The 14,099-nt window shown below is 70.4% G+C and carries 16 protein-coding genes; 12 read left to right on the top strand and 4 right to left on the bottom strand.

Annotation, left to right across the window (positions count from 1 at the left end):
• Window positions 1-102 precede the first annotated feature (102 nt).
• From SLV14N_RS19045 to SLV14N_RS19055, 3 genes are all read left to right on the top strand, one after another.
• Window positions 103-939: an RNA polymerase sigma factor SigF gene (locus SLV14N_RS19045; RefSeq protein WP_026169669.1), complete on the top strand. Its 837-nt coding sequence runs from the start codon at window positions 103-105 to the stop codon at window positions 937-939.
• 525 nt (window positions 940-1,464) lie between these two features.
• On the top strand, window positions 1,465-2,286 hold the full coding sequence (locus SLV14N_RS19050; protein WP_263270294.1) for a hypothetical protein: 822 nt from the start codon (window positions 1,465-1,467) through the stop codon (window positions 2,284-2,286).
• A 160-nt stretch (window positions 2,287-2,446) separates the two neighbouring features.
• Window positions 2,447-2,920 carry a VOC family protein gene (locus SLV14N_RS19055; protein WP_208682173.1) on the top strand — a complete coding sequence of 158 codons (474 nt, stop codon included), beginning with the start codon at window positions 2,447-2,449 and terminating at the stop codon, window positions 2,918-2,920.
• Between the two features lie 132 nt (window positions 2,921-3,052).
• On the opposite strand, the gene SLV14N_RS19060 is transcribed toward SLV14N_RS19055, so the two are convergent.
• Window positions 3,053-3,604, bottom strand: coding sequence for a MarR family winged helix-turn-helix transcriptional regulator (locus SLV14N_RS19060; protein ID WP_263270295.1), 552 nt, complete (start codon window positions 3,602-3,604; stop codon window positions 3,053-3,055).
• Window positions 3,605-3,677: 73 nt separating this feature from the next.
• On the opposite strand from SLV14N_RS19060, the gene SLV14N_RS19065 reads away from it, so the two are divergent.
• From SLV14N_RS19065 to SLV14N_RS19080, 4 genes are all read left to right on the top strand, one after another.
• Complete coding sequence (locus SLV14N_RS19065; protein WP_208682175.1) at window positions 3,678-5,006, top strand: amidohydrolase family protein; 1,329 nt, start codon at window positions 3,678-3,680, stop codon at window positions 5,004-5,006.
• 275 nt (window positions 5,007-5,281) lie between these two features.
• Window positions 5,282-5,584, top strand: a complete 303-nt coding sequence (locus SLV14N_RS19070; protein WP_208682176.1) for a type VII secretion target — start codon at window positions 5,282-5,284, stop codon at window positions 5,582-5,584.
• 2 nt (window positions 5,585-5,586) lie between these two features.
• Entirely contained in the window at window positions 5,587-6,861 is a 1,275-nt protein-coding gene (locus tag SLV14N_RS19075) for an amidase domain-containing protein (protein ID WP_263270296.1), read from the top strand.
• Window positions 6,861-7,244, top strand: coding sequence for a hypothetical protein (locus tag SLV14N_RS19080; protein ID WP_263270297.1), 384 nt, complete (start codon window positions 6,861-6,863; stop codon window positions 7,242-7,244). The genes SLV14N_RS19075 and SLV14N_RS19080 overlap by 1 nt, the downstream gene beginning before the upstream one ends.
• An 89-nt stretch (window positions 7,245-7,333) precedes the next feature.
• Here SLV14N_RS19080 and SLV14N_RS19085 read toward each other — a convergent pair whose 3' ends face one another.
• The gene (locus SLV14N_RS19085; protein WP_263270298.1) at window positions 7,334-7,573 is read right to left on the bottom strand and encodes a GntR family transcriptional regulator; all 240 of its coding nucleotides are present in this window, start codon (window positions 7,571-7,573) and stop codon (window positions 7,334-7,336) included.
• Window positions 7,574-7,725: 152 nt separating this feature from the next.
• Between SLV14N_RS19085 and SLV14N_RS19090 the strand changes: the two genes are divergently transcribed.
• Entirely contained in the window at window positions 7,726-7,962 is a 237-nt protein-coding gene (locus tag SLV14N_RS19090; RefSeq protein ID WP_263270299.1) for a hypothetical protein, read from the top strand.
• Window positions 7,959-8,237: a hypothetical protein gene (locus SLV14N_RS19095; RefSeq protein WP_263270300.1), complete on the top strand. Its 279-nt coding sequence runs from the start codon at window positions 7,959-7,961 to the stop codon at window positions 8,235-8,237. The genes SLV14N_RS19090 and SLV14N_RS19095 overlap by 4 nt, the downstream gene beginning before the upstream one ends.
• 90 nt (window positions 8,238-8,327) lie before the next feature.
• Here SLV14N_RS19095 and SLV14N_RS19100 read toward each other — a convergent pair whose 3' ends face one another.
• Complete coding sequence (locus SLV14N_RS19100) at window positions 8,328-8,546, bottom strand: hypothetical protein (RefSeq protein WP_208682181.1); 219 nt, start codon at window positions 8,544-8,546, stop codon at window positions 8,328-8,330.
• Between the two features lie 352 nt (window positions 8,547-8,898).
• Between SLV14N_RS19100 and SLV14N_RS19105 the strand changes: the two genes are divergently transcribed.
• From SLV14N_RS19105 to SLV14N_RS19115, 3 genes are all read left to right on the top strand, one after another.
• Complete coding sequence (locus SLV14N_RS19105; RefSeq protein ID WP_208682182.1) at window positions 8,899-9,372, top strand: MarR family winged helix-turn-helix transcriptional regulator; 474 nt, start codon at window positions 8,899-8,901, stop codon at window positions 9,370-9,372.
• Window positions 9,373-9,383: 11 nt separating this feature from the next.
• Window positions 9,384-11,993 (top strand): MFS transporter, encoded by a 2,610-nt coding sequence (locus SLV14N_RS19110; RefSeq protein WP_208682183.1) that lies wholly within the window; start codon window positions 9,384-9,386, stop codon window positions 11,991-11,993.
• A 250-nt stretch (window positions 11,994-12,243) separates the two neighbouring features.
• Window positions 12,244-13,086, top strand: a complete 843-nt coding sequence (locus SLV14N_RS19115) for a YceI family protein (protein ID WP_263270301.1) — start codon at window positions 12,244-12,246, stop codon at window positions 13,084-13,086.
• A gap of 138 nt (window positions 13,087-13,224) precedes the next feature.
• On the opposite strand, the gene SLV14N_RS19120 is transcribed toward SLV14N_RS19115, so the two are convergent.
• Window positions 13,225-13,995 carry a TetR/AcrR family transcriptional regulator gene (locus SLV14N_RS19120; protein ID WP_263270302.1) on the bottom strand — a complete coding sequence of 257 codons (771 nt, stop codon included), beginning with the start codon at window positions 13,993-13,995 and terminating at the stop codon, window positions 13,225-13,227.
• Between the last annotated feature and the right edge of the window lie 104 nt (window positions 13,996-14,099).

Raw genomic sequence — 14,099 nt, forward strand, 5'->3', positions numbered from 1 at the left:
TGCCACGGCGCTGCCTCCGGTATTCAGGTGGAGGCATAACTCCTCGGTCCGCCCCGGTCCGAGGACGCCGCAGCGACCCGACCGCGACCTCAAGGGGGTGGCATGTCCGTAGAACTGGGCAGCTCGAAGGTGCTTCCCGCGATTCCCGCGCCCGCACCGCACGTGCATGACGACGACGCCATCAATACCCGCACGCTCTCCCGCTCCCTGTTCCTGCGGCTGGCCTCGCTCGACAAGGACTGCGCGGAGCGTACGTACGTACGCGACACGCTCATCGAGCTGAACCTTCCGCTCGTCCGCTATGCGGCCGCCCGATTCCGCAGCCGCAACGAGCCGATGGAGGACATCGTCCAGGTCGGCACCATCGGCCTGATCAAGGCGATCGACCGTTTCGATTGCGAACGCGGCGTGGAATTCCCGACGTTCGCGATGCCTACCGTGGTCGGCGAGATCAAGCGCTTCTTCCGCGACACCTCGTGGTCGGTGCGGGTCCCGCGCCGGCTCCAGGAGCTGCGGCTCGCCCTCACCAAGGCCAGTGACGAGCTCTCCCAGAAGCTGGACCGCTCCCCGACCGTTCCCGAACTGGCCCTGTGCCTGGGGGTGTCGGAGGAGGACGTGGTCGACGGGCTGGCCGTCGGCAACGCCTACACCGCCTCCTCGCTCGACTCCCCCTCCCCCGAGGACGACGGCGGCGAGGGCTCCCTCGCGGACCGCCTCGGCTACGAGGACAGCGCCCTGGAAGGCGTGGAGTACCGCGAGTCCCTCAAGCCGCTGCTGGCCAAACTCCCGGCCCGTGAGCGCCAGATCATCATGCTGCGCTTCTTCGCCAACATGACGCAGTCCCAGATCGGCGAGGAGGTCGGCATCTCCCAGATGCATGTCTCCCGGTTGCTCACCCGCACCCTGGCGCAGCTGCGCGAGGGCCTCATCTCCGACTGAGGAACGGTCCGCCGAGGGGCTGTGCTGCGCTCGTGCCGCTCGGCGGACAGTTGCAAGAGGAGCAGGAGGAACGCGGGGGCGTCGCACGGAAGATGCGCGTCCCGGCTGCCCGGAGTGCCTGCGCGGGCCGTATGCGGCTCGTGTGCCCCGTCCGGGCCGTACGCGGCTCGTGTGCCCCGTCCGTGTTCCGTGGCCCCGCCCTCGCGGCATCAGCGGGGTGCCGCCGCACCGCCGACATGGCGGATCATGCGCTGGAGAACGGTCAGCGCGACAGCGTACTCCTCGTCCGTGATGCCCTCGTGAATCTGTGAACGCAGCCCGTCGATCAGGGACTTGATACGGGCCTTGGCCGCCTGCCCGCCGTCCGTGAGCGTCTCAGCCGCCCGGCGCCGTCGGCGGTGAGCCGGCCCCGGCGGAGAAGGTCCCGTCGCCGTGGCGCTCGTGCCAGGGTCACCATCCGGCCATACCCGAACCGGGCGTTCGGCCACCCTGTACACCTGACGCACCGTCAGCAACACTGGCCCGATGCGACGGACGACGACTGTTGCCTCGGCCTCCGCGGCCGTGCTGTGTCTGGGTGTCCTGCTGACCGGTTGCGGGAGCGCGGCCGGCGCCGGCCATGCCGCGGTGGGCGCGGCGGGCCCCGCCGACGGCCGGGTGCCGAACCGGGCCGTACCGCCCGAGGACGGCGTCGAGCTGACTCCGCTGGACGGCGACCGGGGCCGTGAACGGCACGGAAGCGGCGACGGAGGAGACGGCAGTGGCGGCGGCAGGGAAGCCGGCCGGCCCGGTGCGGGGGCGTCCGACGGCTCCGGCAAGGGGGATGCGGCAGACGGCGCACGGGCCCCCGGCGCCTCCGGTACCCCATCCGGCCCCTCCGCACCTCCCACGGGCACGCGCCCCGGCCACGGCGGCGGCACCACACCCCCGTCGTCGCCCGGCTCGCCCAACTCCCCCTCGCGCCCCGGCGATCCCTCCCCGCCGCACGGCTCCCCCGCCCCCGAACCGCCCTCCCCCACCCTCCCGGCCGGCCCGGACGCCCCCGACGGCCTGCTGATCGGCATGCCCGGCCGGTCCGGCACCGACGTCCGCTGGTGCGAGCGGGTCACCCTCGACTTCCTGCACACCGGCGACCGGCCCGTCACCGCCGGCACGGTCACCTTCGGGACCCACATCATCGGCGCCCTCGGCATCGACTGGGCCACGGTCACCTCCACCCACAAGCTTCCGCTGCCGCTCGCCCCGGGAAGGAAGAAGACGGGCAGCTGGCGGGTGTGCGTGGACGGCTGGCGGGTGCCGGCGGGCATGCACATCGACACCAAGGACGTGACCTTCACCTGGAAGTGAGGCCGCCGGGGAGGCCGTCATACCCCCGGGCCGGGCCGTTCCGCTCCCCCCGTCGGCCCGCGAAACACGTCTCTGGATAGCGATGACTTCCGAGCGGTGCGACGGTCTATAGAGGCACAGACGCAGCCACCGGCCGCGACCCCGTCTCAGGGAGAAGACCATGCCCAAGATCATCCCCAACCTCTGGTTCGACACCCAGGGCAAGGAAGCCGCCGAGTTCTACTGCTCGGTGTTCCCGAACTCGAAGATCAAGACCGTCACCTATTACAACGAGGCGGGCCCGCGGCCGGCCGGCACCGTGCTGACGGTGGAATTCGAGCTCGACGGCCAGGAGTACCTCGCGCTCAACGGCGGGCCGGAGTTCACCTTCAGCGAGGCGATCTCGTTGATGATCGACTGCGCCGACCAGGACGAGATCGACTACTACTGGGCCAAGCTCTCCGAGGGCGGCGAGGAGGGCCCCTGCGGCTGGCTGAAGGACAAGTACGGGCTGTCATGGCAGGTGGCACCCGGCGGTATGTCGGAGATGCTCAACGACCCGGACCAGGAGCGCGCGGCCCGTGCCATGAAGGCCATGTTCGGCATGAAGAAGATCGATATCGCCGCTCTCCAGGCCGCTGCCGACCAGGCCTAGGCGGCCGCTTTCCGGCGGCTGCCCGCGCCTCACGGGAGTCCCGGGCCGCCCGTGGTCCGGGACTCGTCGCCGCGCCCCGACCCGGATCATCGGCCCCCGAACCGGCTCGCCGCCGCGGCCCGGGCCGCGACCTCAGGACCGGCTGGGATTCCGTCCGGTCCGCAGGGGGCGCGGGGCGGGGCTGTGCCGTATGTCCACTTCGCGCAGCGCCCGGGTGGCGGCGTCCACGGACGTGGCGGAGGCCTCGGCGAAGACGGCCTCGTGGGCGTCGGCGTTGGCGCGGACGGCCCGCTCGGCGGTCCGCACCCCCTCCGGCGTCAGGCTGATCATGGTGCTCCGGCCGTCGTCCGGTGAGGGCTCGCGGCGGACGAGGCCGCGGCCGGCGAGGTGGTTGACGACGTTGCTGATGCCGCCGGAGGAGAGCAGCAGGGCGCGGGCCAGTTCGTTCGGCTTCATACGGTACGGCTCACCCGCCCGGCGCAGAGCGACCAGGATGTCGAACTCGGCGACGGTCAGGCCGAGTTCGGGCAGCACACCGCGGGTGGCCTGGTCCAGGGCGCGGGCGAGCTGGGCTATGCGCTTCGAGAGTTCCGTCGTCGGGCGGAGCACGTCCGGCAGCTCGGTGTGCCAGGCGTCCATCAGCGCGTCGACGGGGTCAGGGCGCGGTCCGGGTGGTGCAGTCACGTCGGCAGGATAGATCAGCACCATGATAGCTTTCTATAAAGCTTTCTTCCGAACGTGTAGAGGGTGACTTGCCATGGGAATCGAGCGCCACCACTCACCGCGCCTGCTTCTGCGCGGCGGCCTGGTCATCGACACCGCCCCCCACCCCGTCGTCCACCCGCACACCGATGTCCTCGTCGAGGAGGGCCGGATCGCCGCCGTGGGCCGCGCGCTGCCCTTCGACGAGGCCGATACCGGCCTGGAGGTGATCGACGCCCGCCACCTGATCGTGCTGCCCGGCTTCGTCGACACCCACCGGCATCTGTGGCAGGCCGTACTGCGGTCCGCCGCGGTCGACGAGAGCCTCGACAGCTATCTCGGCCGGATCCTCGGCGACCTCTCCGGCCGCTTCACCCCCGCCGATGTGTACACCGGCAACCTCCTCGGCGCGCTGGAGTGCCTGGACTCGGGTGTCACCACCGTGCAGGACTTCTCGCACGTCCAGTACACGCCGGAGCACAGCGCGGCCGCCGTCGAGGCGCTGGAGGAGGCGGGCATCCGCGCCGTCTTCGGCTACGGCTACCCCGTCTTCGACGACACCGCCCGGCAGGCCGACTGGGTGCGGCAGGTCCGCACCCGGTACTTCCCCTCGCGCGATGCACTGCTCACGATGGCCCTGGCCCCCGTCGGCCCCTCCTTCGCCCCACCGGAGACCGTCCGGGAGGACTGGCTGCTCGCCCGCGAGCTGGGGCTGCCCATCGCCGTCCATGTGACCGCCGGCCCGGTGGCGATGCGGCCGATCACCGCCCTCCAGGAGCAGGGACTGCTCACCGCCGGCACCCTCTACGTGCACGGCAATTCGCTGCCCGACTCCGAGCTGCGGCTGATCGCCGAGTCCGGCGGTGCGGTGGCGATCACGCCGGCGATCGAGGCCTCGATGCGGTTCGGCGCACCGATGGCCGGACGGCTGCGCCGGGCAGGCATCCCGACGGGTCTGGGCGCGGACGCGGTGACCTCGGCACCGGGCGATATGTTCTCCCAGATGCGCGCCGCACTGATGAGCAGCCACTTCGACGGCGACGGTGACGGCGAGGCCGGGAGCTCCACGGTCAAGGCGGCCGATGTGCTGCGGATGGCCACCGCGGAGGGCGCCCAGACCCTCGGCCTGGCCGACGAGGTCGGCTCACTGGGCATCGGCAAACGCGCCGACCTCGTGCTTCTGCGCGCCGACGCACTCAACCTCGCCCCGGTGGCCCACGATCCGATCGGAGCCGTGGTGACCGCCGCCCACCCCGGAAACATCGACACGGTCCTGGTGGACGGCCGCCCGGTCAAGCGCGCGGGGCAGCTGGTCTACGGAGCGCTGGGCGGCGTACTGGACACGGCACACCGGTCCGCGGAGCGGCTGGTGGCGGCGGGCTGAGGCCCGCCACCCGTACGGGAGCCCGGAGCGCCGGGCCCCGTACGGGGAGACCGAGCGTCGAAGCCGGCGCCCCTCGGCCTCGCCGGACGACTCGCGCACCCTTGCCCCCCTCCTGATCTGACCCACTTTCGGGCAGAAACGCCTGGTGAGCACCCCTTCAGCGTGCTCCTTCCACCCCCTCCTACGGTGTTGGATGTACGGCGCACTGGTCATGCCCATGGCCATGCGCGCAGGGGGATCACACACAACGGGGGTCACCAGTGGGTGACATACGGGTGGACACAGCGAAGGTCCGCAGCACCGGCGATGACATGAAGGCGCTGTCGAGCGACACCCAACGGCGCCTGTCACACAGTCTCGACAGCTCTCAGGACGTCTACTTCGACGCCCTGTTCTGGAAGAGCGGGAACGCTGTGATGTCGTGCCGCACCGCCTGGCAGGACCACATGATCGAGCTCGCCAAGAAGATGGGCGAACTGGGGCAGCGGCTGCAGGACTCCGCCGACGGCTACGACGCCGCGGACCAGGAAGCGGTCGCACGGCTGAGGGCCGGCATGCAGGACCTGGGGAGGCACTGACCGTGGTCACCTACGCGGAACTCATCAGCGCCCACCCCCAGAAGTGGAAGGACGCCGCGGACGACTGGGCGGCGCTGGCGAAGTACGCGCTGAACGCCGCGAACGACGTACGTGAGCAGGGAGCCAAGCCCCTCGCCGACAACTGGGCCGACGAGGTCGGCGCGGCGGCGGCCGGCGACTTCGTGAAGCTGGCGGATCAACTGGAGTCGGCGTACGACTTGTTGCTCAGCGTCAAAATGGTCATGGAAGGCATGCACAGCAGCCTGGAAACGGCGATGAGCACCGCATGCCAGATCACCGATCTCTCCCGGGCCCACGACCTTCCCCTCGGCGATGACGGCATGCCGCTGCAATGCCCCGCCCCGAACGCGGGCGCGGACACACAGCAGGCGTACAACGACATCGTCGCGCTGCGCGAACACGCGCTGCGGCAGGCGACGGAAGCGGACGAAAAGACGGCGGCCGAGCTGTACCGCCTGGCAGGCACGGTCGGCATCAGCGACCCGGAAAAGGCCCTCAAGGAACAGAACCGCGCCTCGCATGTCGAGATGGACATCCTCGCCGCCGAGATCCCGAAGCCGAACACCGACCCGGCCGCGGTACGTGCCTGGTGGAACGGCCTGAGCGAGAAGCAGCAGTACGACCTGGCGCGCGCCGAACCCGTGAAACTCGCGCAGCTGGACGGCATTCCCGAGAGCACCAAGCGTGAAATGCGCGGCACGGACGGGAAGTTCGACCGGGTGAAGATGGTGGAGTACGCGCTGGAGAACTGGAACAAAGAGGATCCCGTCGACTTCGGCAACAACTGCACCAATTTCGTGTCCAACGCCCTGGCCCATGCCGGGATGCAGGAGAAGACCTCCTTCTGGGAGGGAACTCGCGGAGACGACACCTGGATGAAGGGCAACCCGACCGGAATTCCCCTTCCCGGCTTCGAGCAGATTGACCGCTCTCTCGGGCACTCCAAAACATGGGCCGGTGCCGAGAACCAGAAGAGCTTCATGCTCGGGCACGGTGGCGAAGAGGTTGACCGCTCACAGGCCAGGCCCGGCGACATCATTTACTACGACCAGGCCGGCCCGAACGACGGGCTCCAGAAGGGGGCGGCGCACCACGCCGCGATCGTCACCGGGGTGATGCCGGACGGCGAGATCAAGTACACCCAGCACAGCGACCCGTATCAGAACGCGAGTTTGCAAGGCCGTCTCCCGGCAGTGGAGAAGGGCGAGGGACAGCAGCGGGTGCGCATCGTGCGCCCACACCCGGATTGGTACTGATGACGGACACCTCCACCAGCACCCGACGCTCCCCACTGCTCGTCCCGCTGTTCGCGCTGCTCGGCGTGGGCGGTCTCACTGCCTACAGCAAGGCTGACGACGCACATGTCGCCGCGGAGTGGGCACACTGCGGGGACCTCCCGCTGACCTGGCAGATCTACCTCAGCGCCTACGGCGCGCTGGCCTGCGGGATAGTCGCTCTCGCGCTGTTCTGGTGGCTCGCCAGGCGCGCCCGGCGACGCGGCACATGGGTGGGCGACAGCTGGCCGGGCAAGCTCGCGATTGTTGCTGTCGTCATCGACGTCCTGCTGGTGGCGCTGCAGTTCTTCGTGGTCTGGTACCTGTACCAGCCGTCGCCCGGGGGGCCCATCAGCTGTGTATAAGAGGGTCTCGCCCTTGATCACGCAACGGTCTTGAGACGGCCCCGGCGATCCGCGTCCGCTGGGGCCGCACCTGGGCGAACTTCATGGTGTCAGGCGTCCGGTCGCCGCTCCGTCACGAAGGAGCCCATACCAGGTGTGGTGACGATGAGCCCTTCCTCCCGGAGAGCGGCGGTGACCTTGCGAATGGTCACGCGCGCGACGCCGAACTCCTGCTCCATCCGCACCTCGGAGATGAGCTGGCGTGGAGGATACGTGCCGTCCGCGATCCGCGCTCGGATCACGTCGGCGATCTGCGTCCACTTGGGCAACGTCGGGTCGAACTCCATCACGAACGGGACTGTACGCACGGGTAATTAGACAGGCATAGAGGGCTATAGCTATAGACAGGGGCTAACAGGAGCGCCTACGGTGGCACAGTAAAGACCCCGGCGGGTGCTCCAACACCCCCGGGGCATGGCCAACCTGGAGAAAGCAGGTCGACGTGCAAAACCTTATGCGCAGCCTCCTCGCCCGGTTAAGGAAGCGCCGGACTCGCCCCGCCCCCACCGTCACGTACCGGCCACAGTGGCCGCGCCACCGCCCCCTCCCCCTGCACCGCCCCGAATCCCCCCTCGACGGTGAGGCCACCCTTCTCGTCCGCCCCTACCTCCTCGCGCACGAGCGCCAAGAGGCGCGGCGCGAGGAGGCGTTCCTGCGCGAGATGGCGGTCGCCTCATGAGCGGCGGGATGCGGCTGCTGCCCTGGAACGGGCCGGACGGGCAGCGCTGCCATCTCTCCACCAACGAGGAGGGCGGGTATCTGTCCCAGCTCGCCGACGACATGGAAGAGGTACAGCTCGACACCGGCGAGGAGCTGCTTCAGCAGACGGCCGAGCTGCTCAACGGGCCGGCGGAGGCGAGCGCCCGGGAACTCCGCTTCTGCGTCCACAGGCTGCGTGAAGCGCTGCGGGACGCCCTGCGGGTCGCGGAGAGCAGGGGCCAGCGCCTGGCGTAACGGGCGGAGAGCGGGCAGCGGCAAACGATCAGGGGCCCGGCATCGCAATGCCGGGCCCCGTGCGCATGAAGGCAGTTGTGAAGAGGTGCGTCAGGACAGCGCCAGCCACGCCGCGCCCGCGACGACCAGGATCGCGACGATCACGCCGACGATGACGCCCACGCGGGGGCCGGCCGACTGCTGCGGGGCCGGGGCGCGGCGGCCGCCGGTCTGCGGGGTGCCGCCCTCGTCCACGAAGGCGCGGAACATCTGCGTGCTGCCCGCCGGGTCGTAGTTGCCGCCGGCCTGGTTCTGCGGGTTGGTCGCCATGGGGAAGGACCCTAGCGAACCGGGGGCGGAGCGGCACCCTTGGGGCGCCTGCGCAGCACCCGCGGGGCGCCTACGGAGCGGGCACGGACCGCGGACGGGGCGTGGGCGAGGGTGCGGGCGGCTCGTCTGGGGGTGTCCTGCTAGCGACCGGTATCGGCCGGCGGTCGCCATCCCGCCTCCGACCTGCGGATTTGTGGGCCGCGCCGGTTTCATTGACCGATCCGCGGCCCAGACTTTTGGCTCCCTTTACTTCAAGGCTGGACGAATCGTTTGCCTTCAGCAACCAACATTGCTTATGGTTGCCCCAAGCAACAAAAGATGCGAAGAGTGCGAACGACGCTTGGAGGAGCCGGTGGCCGCTCACAGTCAGTACGAGGAGCTGGCCAGGCAACTCAGCGCCATCGGTGCCGTCAAGCGCGAGATGGGGCGGATGCTGCCCCAGGACTGCCCGCCCGCGTCGGCCGGTGTGCTCACCCTCCTCGACCGGCACGGTGAGATGCGGATGAGCCAGCTCGCCGAGCTGCTCGCGATCGACATGTCGGTGACCAGCCGGCATGTCGCCCATGTCGCCGAGCGCGGCTGGATCGAGCGCAAGCCCGATCCGGCGGACAAGCGGTCGCGGCTGCTGCGGCTGACCCCGAGCGGCACCGCGCTCCTGGAGGAGCTCGCCGAGCGCTACACGGCGGCGCTCGCCCGGTACCTGGACGACTGGTCCGACGCCGACGTCGGGCACCTCGTCGAACTCCTCGCCAGGCTCCGCACGAGCTTCGGCGACTGCCGCACCCGGGCGCATCACGACTCCCTCACCCGTACACCCGCAGGATGAAAAGGAACTACATGGCTACGACCACACCAGCCGGTGTGCGGGGCGGCCACGCCAGACACGGAGGCGGACAGCACGCCTCCGACGGGGCCCCGATGACGCACCGACAGATCATGGAGGCGCTGTCCGGGCTGCTGCTCGGCATGTTCGTCGCCATTCTGTCGTCGACGATCGTGTCCAACGCGCTGCCGGAGATCATTCACGATCTGGACGGCGGGCAGAGCGCCTACACCTGGGTGGTCACCGCCTCGCTGCTCGCGATGACCGCGACCACCCCGCTGTGGGGCAAGCTCTCCGATCTGTTCAGCAAGAAGCTGCTGGTCCAGATCTCGCTGGTCATCTATGTCGCGGGCTCGGTCGTCGCCGGTCTCTCGCAGAACACCGGCATGCTGATCGCCTGCCGCGTGGTGCAGGGCATAGGCGTGGGCGGTCTGTCCGCCCTGGCTCAGATCGTCATGGCCGCCATGATCTCGCCGCGGGAGCGCGGGCGTTACAGCGGCTACCTCGGTGCCACCTTCGCCGTCGCCACCGTCGGCGGCCCGCTGCTCGGCGGCGTCATCACCGACACCGACTGGCTCGGCTGGCGCTGGTGCTTCTACGTCGGCGTCCCGTTCGCCGTCATCGCGCTGATCGTGCTGCAGAAGACCCTGAAGCTCCCCGTCGTCAAGCGCGAGGGCGTCAAGGTCGACTGGGCGGGCGCGTTCTTCATCAGCGCGGCGGTCTCGCTGCTGCTGGTGTGGGTGACGCTCGCCGGTGACAAGTACGACTGGATGTCGTGGCAGACCGCCGCGATGGTCGGCGGCGCGGTCGTGCTCGGCGCGATCTTCGTGTTCGTCGAGACCAAGGCCAAGGAGCCGATCATCCCGTTGCGGCTGTTCCGCAACAAGACGATCACCCTGGCGTCGGTGGCCTCGCTGTTCGTCGGTATCGCGATGTTCGCCGGCACCGTCTTCTTCAGCCAGTACTTCCAGCTGGCGCGCGGCGAGTCACCCACGATGTCCGGCGTCCTGACGATTCCGATGATCGGTGGCCTGTTCATCTCGTCCACCGTCTCGGGCCAGGTCATCACCAAGACCGGCAAGTGGAAGGCGTGGCTGGTCAGTGGCGGTGTGCTGGTCACCGCGGGACTCGGGCTGCTGGGCACCATCCGCTACGACACCGAGTACTGGCACATCGCGATCTACATGGCCCTGATGGGTCTCGGCATCGGCATGATGATGCAGAACCTGGTGCTCGCCACGCAGAACCAGGTGGCCCCCGAGGACCTCGGCTCCGCCTCGTCCGTCGTGACCTTCTTCCGCTCCCTCGGTGGTGCGGTGGGCGTCTCGGCCCTCGGTGCGGTGCTCGCCAACCGCGTCGACCACTACGTCAAGGACGGTCTGGCCGACCTCGGCCCCAAGGCCGCCAAGGCCGCCGCCCACGCCGGCAACAGCGGCGGCGGCATCCCCGACCTGGACGCCCTCCCGGCGCCGCTGCGCACCGTCATGGAGAGCGCCTACGGCCACGGTGTCGCCGATGTCTTCCTCTACGCGGCGCCCTGCGCGCTGCTCGCCTTCCTGTTCACCCTGTTCATCAAGGAGGTCCCGTTGAAGACGCGTGGCGGGCTGTCCCAGAGCTCGGAGGACGCACCGGTCGCGGCGACCCCGTCCGCCACCCCGTCCGCCACCCCGTCGGAAGCCTCGTCGAAGGCCGTCGTCCCGGCGCGGGCCGAGGAGCGGGAGCCCGCCCTGGTGGGCGCCGCGCCGGTCGCCCCGGACGACGAGGCGCACACTCCCTCCTGGGCGCGGCCGGCCGTGGCGACGGCCACCCAGCCGCCGGCGGCGTACGCGTCGGCCGGTGGCGGGGACGGCACCCCGGCCGGTTCCGCGGTCCACGGCTTCGTCCGCAACGCGGAGGGGCACCCCGTACCGCGCTCCGCGGTGACGCTGATCTCGCTCGGCGGGCGGCAGTTGGGCCGCGCGGTCGCCCAGGCCAACGGCTCATATGTGCTCAGCGCCCCCGGCGCCGGCTCGTATGTGCTGATCGCCGCGGCCGACGGCCACCAGCCGCAGGCGTCCACGGTCGTCATCGGCGACCAGCCGCACGCCTACGACATCCTGCTCAGCGGCACCAGCGGCCTCGGCGGCCAGGTCCGCAGCGCGACCACCGGCGCACCGGTCGACGGGGCGATGGTCGTCGTCACCGACGTCCGCGGCGAGGTGCTGGCCACCGGAAAGACCGGCGCCGAGGGCCACTTCGCCTTCGACGAGCTGGCGCCCGGGACCTTCACCGTCGCGGTGAACGCCCCGGACCACCGCCCGGCCGCACTGCCGGTCGAGATCGGCGGCCAGGGCACCACCCGGATCGAGATCGAGCTGCTGTCCGGGGCGCGGGTGCAGGGCGTCGTGCGGGCCGGTGCGCACCGCCGGCCGCTGCCCGACGCACGGGTCACGCTGGTGGACGCGGCGGGCAATGTGGTGGCCACCTCGACGACCGGGGAGGACGGCGCCTACGCCTTCACCGACCTGGACGCCGGCGACTACACCGTCATCGCGAGCGGCTACCCGCCCGTCGCCACCGGCCTCGCGGTCGATGCACGCGGGGTCGACGGCTACGACGTCGAACTCGCGCACCCCGGGGACTGAAATCCCCCGGGCCCGGGGATCTCACCCGGGAGCAATACCCCGGTCCGGGGCGCGCGTTGAGCGGACACGCGCCCCGGACCGGACCCAAGGGCTCCGGCGGCGGCGCTGCGCACAGGCAGGGGACGGCCTGCACGCCGCCGTCCGGAGCCCGAACACTTCCCCACGCTCCCGGCTCCTCCCCCGTTCGGCTTCGATCAGGAGAGAGACCGCAGGGGCAGGGGACACCACCAGGCAACAAACGGGAGAGGCAATGACTTCGACGGGCGCGGCAGCCGCGGGACTGCGGGCGCAGGTCCGCACACGGGACGGCTGGGCGGTCCAGCACGCCGTACTGACCGTCACCGACATGACCGGCGCGCAGGTACTGCGGGCCTCGGCGGACGACGAAGGCACCATCCGCAGCGCAGAGCCGCTGCCGGCCGGCCCGTACACGGTGATCGTGACGGCCGTCGGCTACGCACCGGTCGCCTCCAGCGCGATCGTGACGGCCAGCGGCCGGATGGACGTGGGCGGTGTCGTGCTGGCACGGCAGGGCGGGGCCGAGCTGCCGCCGCCCGGTGCCTGGACCATCGACCCGATGCACTCGACGGTGGCCGCAGTCGCCCAGCACCTGGGGATCTCCAGCGTGCACGGCCGGTTCACCGGGTTCAGCGGCCGGATCGAGATCGCCGAGAACCTGTCCGCCTCGCGGGTCGAGGCGGACATCAAGGCCGCCTCCATCGACACCGGCAACGGGATGCGCGACGGCCATCTGCGCTCCGAGGACTTCCTGAACGTCGAGGAGTACCCGGAGATCACCTACCGCAGCTCGGGCCTGGCACCGGCCGGCCCGGACCGCTGGACCGTGCACGGTGAGCTGTCACTGCACGGCGTCGTACGGCCGGTGGACCTCGATCTGAGCTACCTCGGCACCGGCCCCGACCCGTGGGGCGGGGTGCGCGCCGCGTTCCGGGCCACCGCGGAGCTGCGCCGCGAGGACTTCAAGATGAACTACAACCAGGTCGTGGCGGCCGGTATCGCGGCCATCGGGACCACGCTGAAGGTCGAGCTGGACATCCAGGCCGTGCAGGGGGAGAGCCTGCCGATGGGGTGAGGCCCTCCGGTCTCCCCCGGGCCGCCCACGCCCGGTCGGTCCCCCCGGGCCCACGGCGTTCAGCCCCCGCCGGTCACGTCAGCCCCCGGCCGGTCGCGTCAGGCCCCGCCGGTCACGTCGGCGCCCCGGCCGGTCGTGTCAGCCCCCCGGCCGGTCGCGCATCGCCTCGATGCCCGCGATCTGCAGATCCAGGGCGAACGCGAAGTCGCGGTCGCGCATCTCCCGTACGGTGCTGCCGCCGCGGGCCTCCATGACCTTGGTGGTGTTCTCCAGCGTCTCCGCGAACTCCGGACGGCTCTCGACCGCGGTCATCACCTGTTGGAAGTACTCGTCGACGGGCAGCCCCGCCTCCGCGCAGCGGTCGTTGAACAGGCCCTCGATCGTGGCGAAGCCGTAGACGAACTGGAAGACGGCGGAAAGCCCGCCGGTGATCTGCTGGAGCGACAGCCCGCTCTCCTTCATCACCCGCATGCTGGCGTTGGAGAAGGCGATCGAGTGCGGGCCGATGTTGATGTACGTGCCCAGCAACCGGGCCACCCAGGCGTGGCCGGTCAGCAGGGTGCGGTACTCGTCGGCCAGGGAGCGCAGATGGTCCCGCCAGTCCCGGTCGGTGTCGGACTCGTCCGGCAGCCGCATCTCGCCCATCACGCTATCCAGGGCGAGTTCCAGCAGGTCGTCCTTGGTGTCGACGTACCAGTAGACGGACATCGCGGTGACGCCGAGCTCGGCCGCGAGCCTGCGCATCGAGAACTTCGCCAGGCCCTCGGCGTCCAGCAGCCGGACCGTCGCCGCGACGATCTTGTCGAGGCCGAGTCCGGCCGGCTGGTCCGCCTTCCGTTTGAGCGGGGGGCGTTCGGTCAGCCAGACGCTGTTCGGCCGCTTCCCGGTGCGGCCGTCCGTCGCTGCCATGGCGCCCCTCCTTGCCCTGAGCGTCTTCGACGTCCTGGGTGTCGTCGTCGGTGTCGTCGTCGGTGTCCTCGTCGGTGCACGGCACGTACGGGTTCTCATACGTG

It is taken from the genome of Streptomyces sp. Je 1-4 4N24, from assembly GCF_026239515.1.
GTDB lineage: Bacteria > Actinomycetota > Actinomycetes > Streptomycetales > Streptomycetaceae > Streptomyces > Streptomyces nigrescens.

Excerpts from the sequence above, each read along its gene's own strand:
- SLV14N_RS19110 (WP_208682183.1), top strand. The coding sequence starts at position 9,384 with ATGGCTACGACCACACCAGCCGGTGTGCGGGGCGGCCACGCCAGACAC.
- SLV14N_RS19065 (WP_208682175.1), top strand. The coding sequence starts at position 3,678 with ATGGGAATCGAGCGCCACCACTCACCGCGCCTGCTTCTGCGCGGCGGC.
- SLV14N_RS19055 (WP_208682173.1), top strand. The coding sequence starts at position 2,447 with ATGCCCAAGATCATCCCCAACCTCTGGTTCGACACCCAGGGCAAGGAA.
- SLV14N_RS19115 (WP_263270301.1), top strand. The coding sequence starts at position 12,244 with ATGACTTCGACGGGCGCGGCAGCCGCGGGACTGCGGGCGCAGGTCCGC.
- SLV14N_RS19080 (WP_263270297.1), top strand. The coding sequence starts at position 6,861 with ATGACGGACACCTCCACCAGCACCCGACGCTCCCCACTGCTCGTCCCG.
- SLV14N_RS19045 (WP_026169669.1), top strand. The coding sequence starts at position 103 with ATGTCCGTAGAACTGGGCAGCTCGAAGGTGCTTCCCGCGATTCCCGCG.
- SLV14N_RS19120 (WP_263270302.1), bottom strand. The coding sequence starts at position 13,995 with ATGGCAGCGACGGACGGCCGCACCGGGAAGCGGCCGAACAGCGTCTGG.
- SLV14N_RS19050 (WP_263270294.1), top strand. The coding sequence starts at position 1,465 with ATGCGACGGACGACGACTGTTGCCTCGGCCTCCGCGGCCGTGCTGTGT.
- SLV14N_RS19095 (WP_263270300.1), top strand. The coding sequence starts at position 7,959 with ATGAGCGGCGGGATGCGGCTGCTGCCCTGGAACGGGCCGGACGGGCAG.
- SLV14N_RS19100 (WP_208682181.1), bottom strand. The coding sequence starts at position 8,546 with ATGGCGACCAACCCGCAGAACCAGGCCGGCGGCAACTACGACCCGGCG.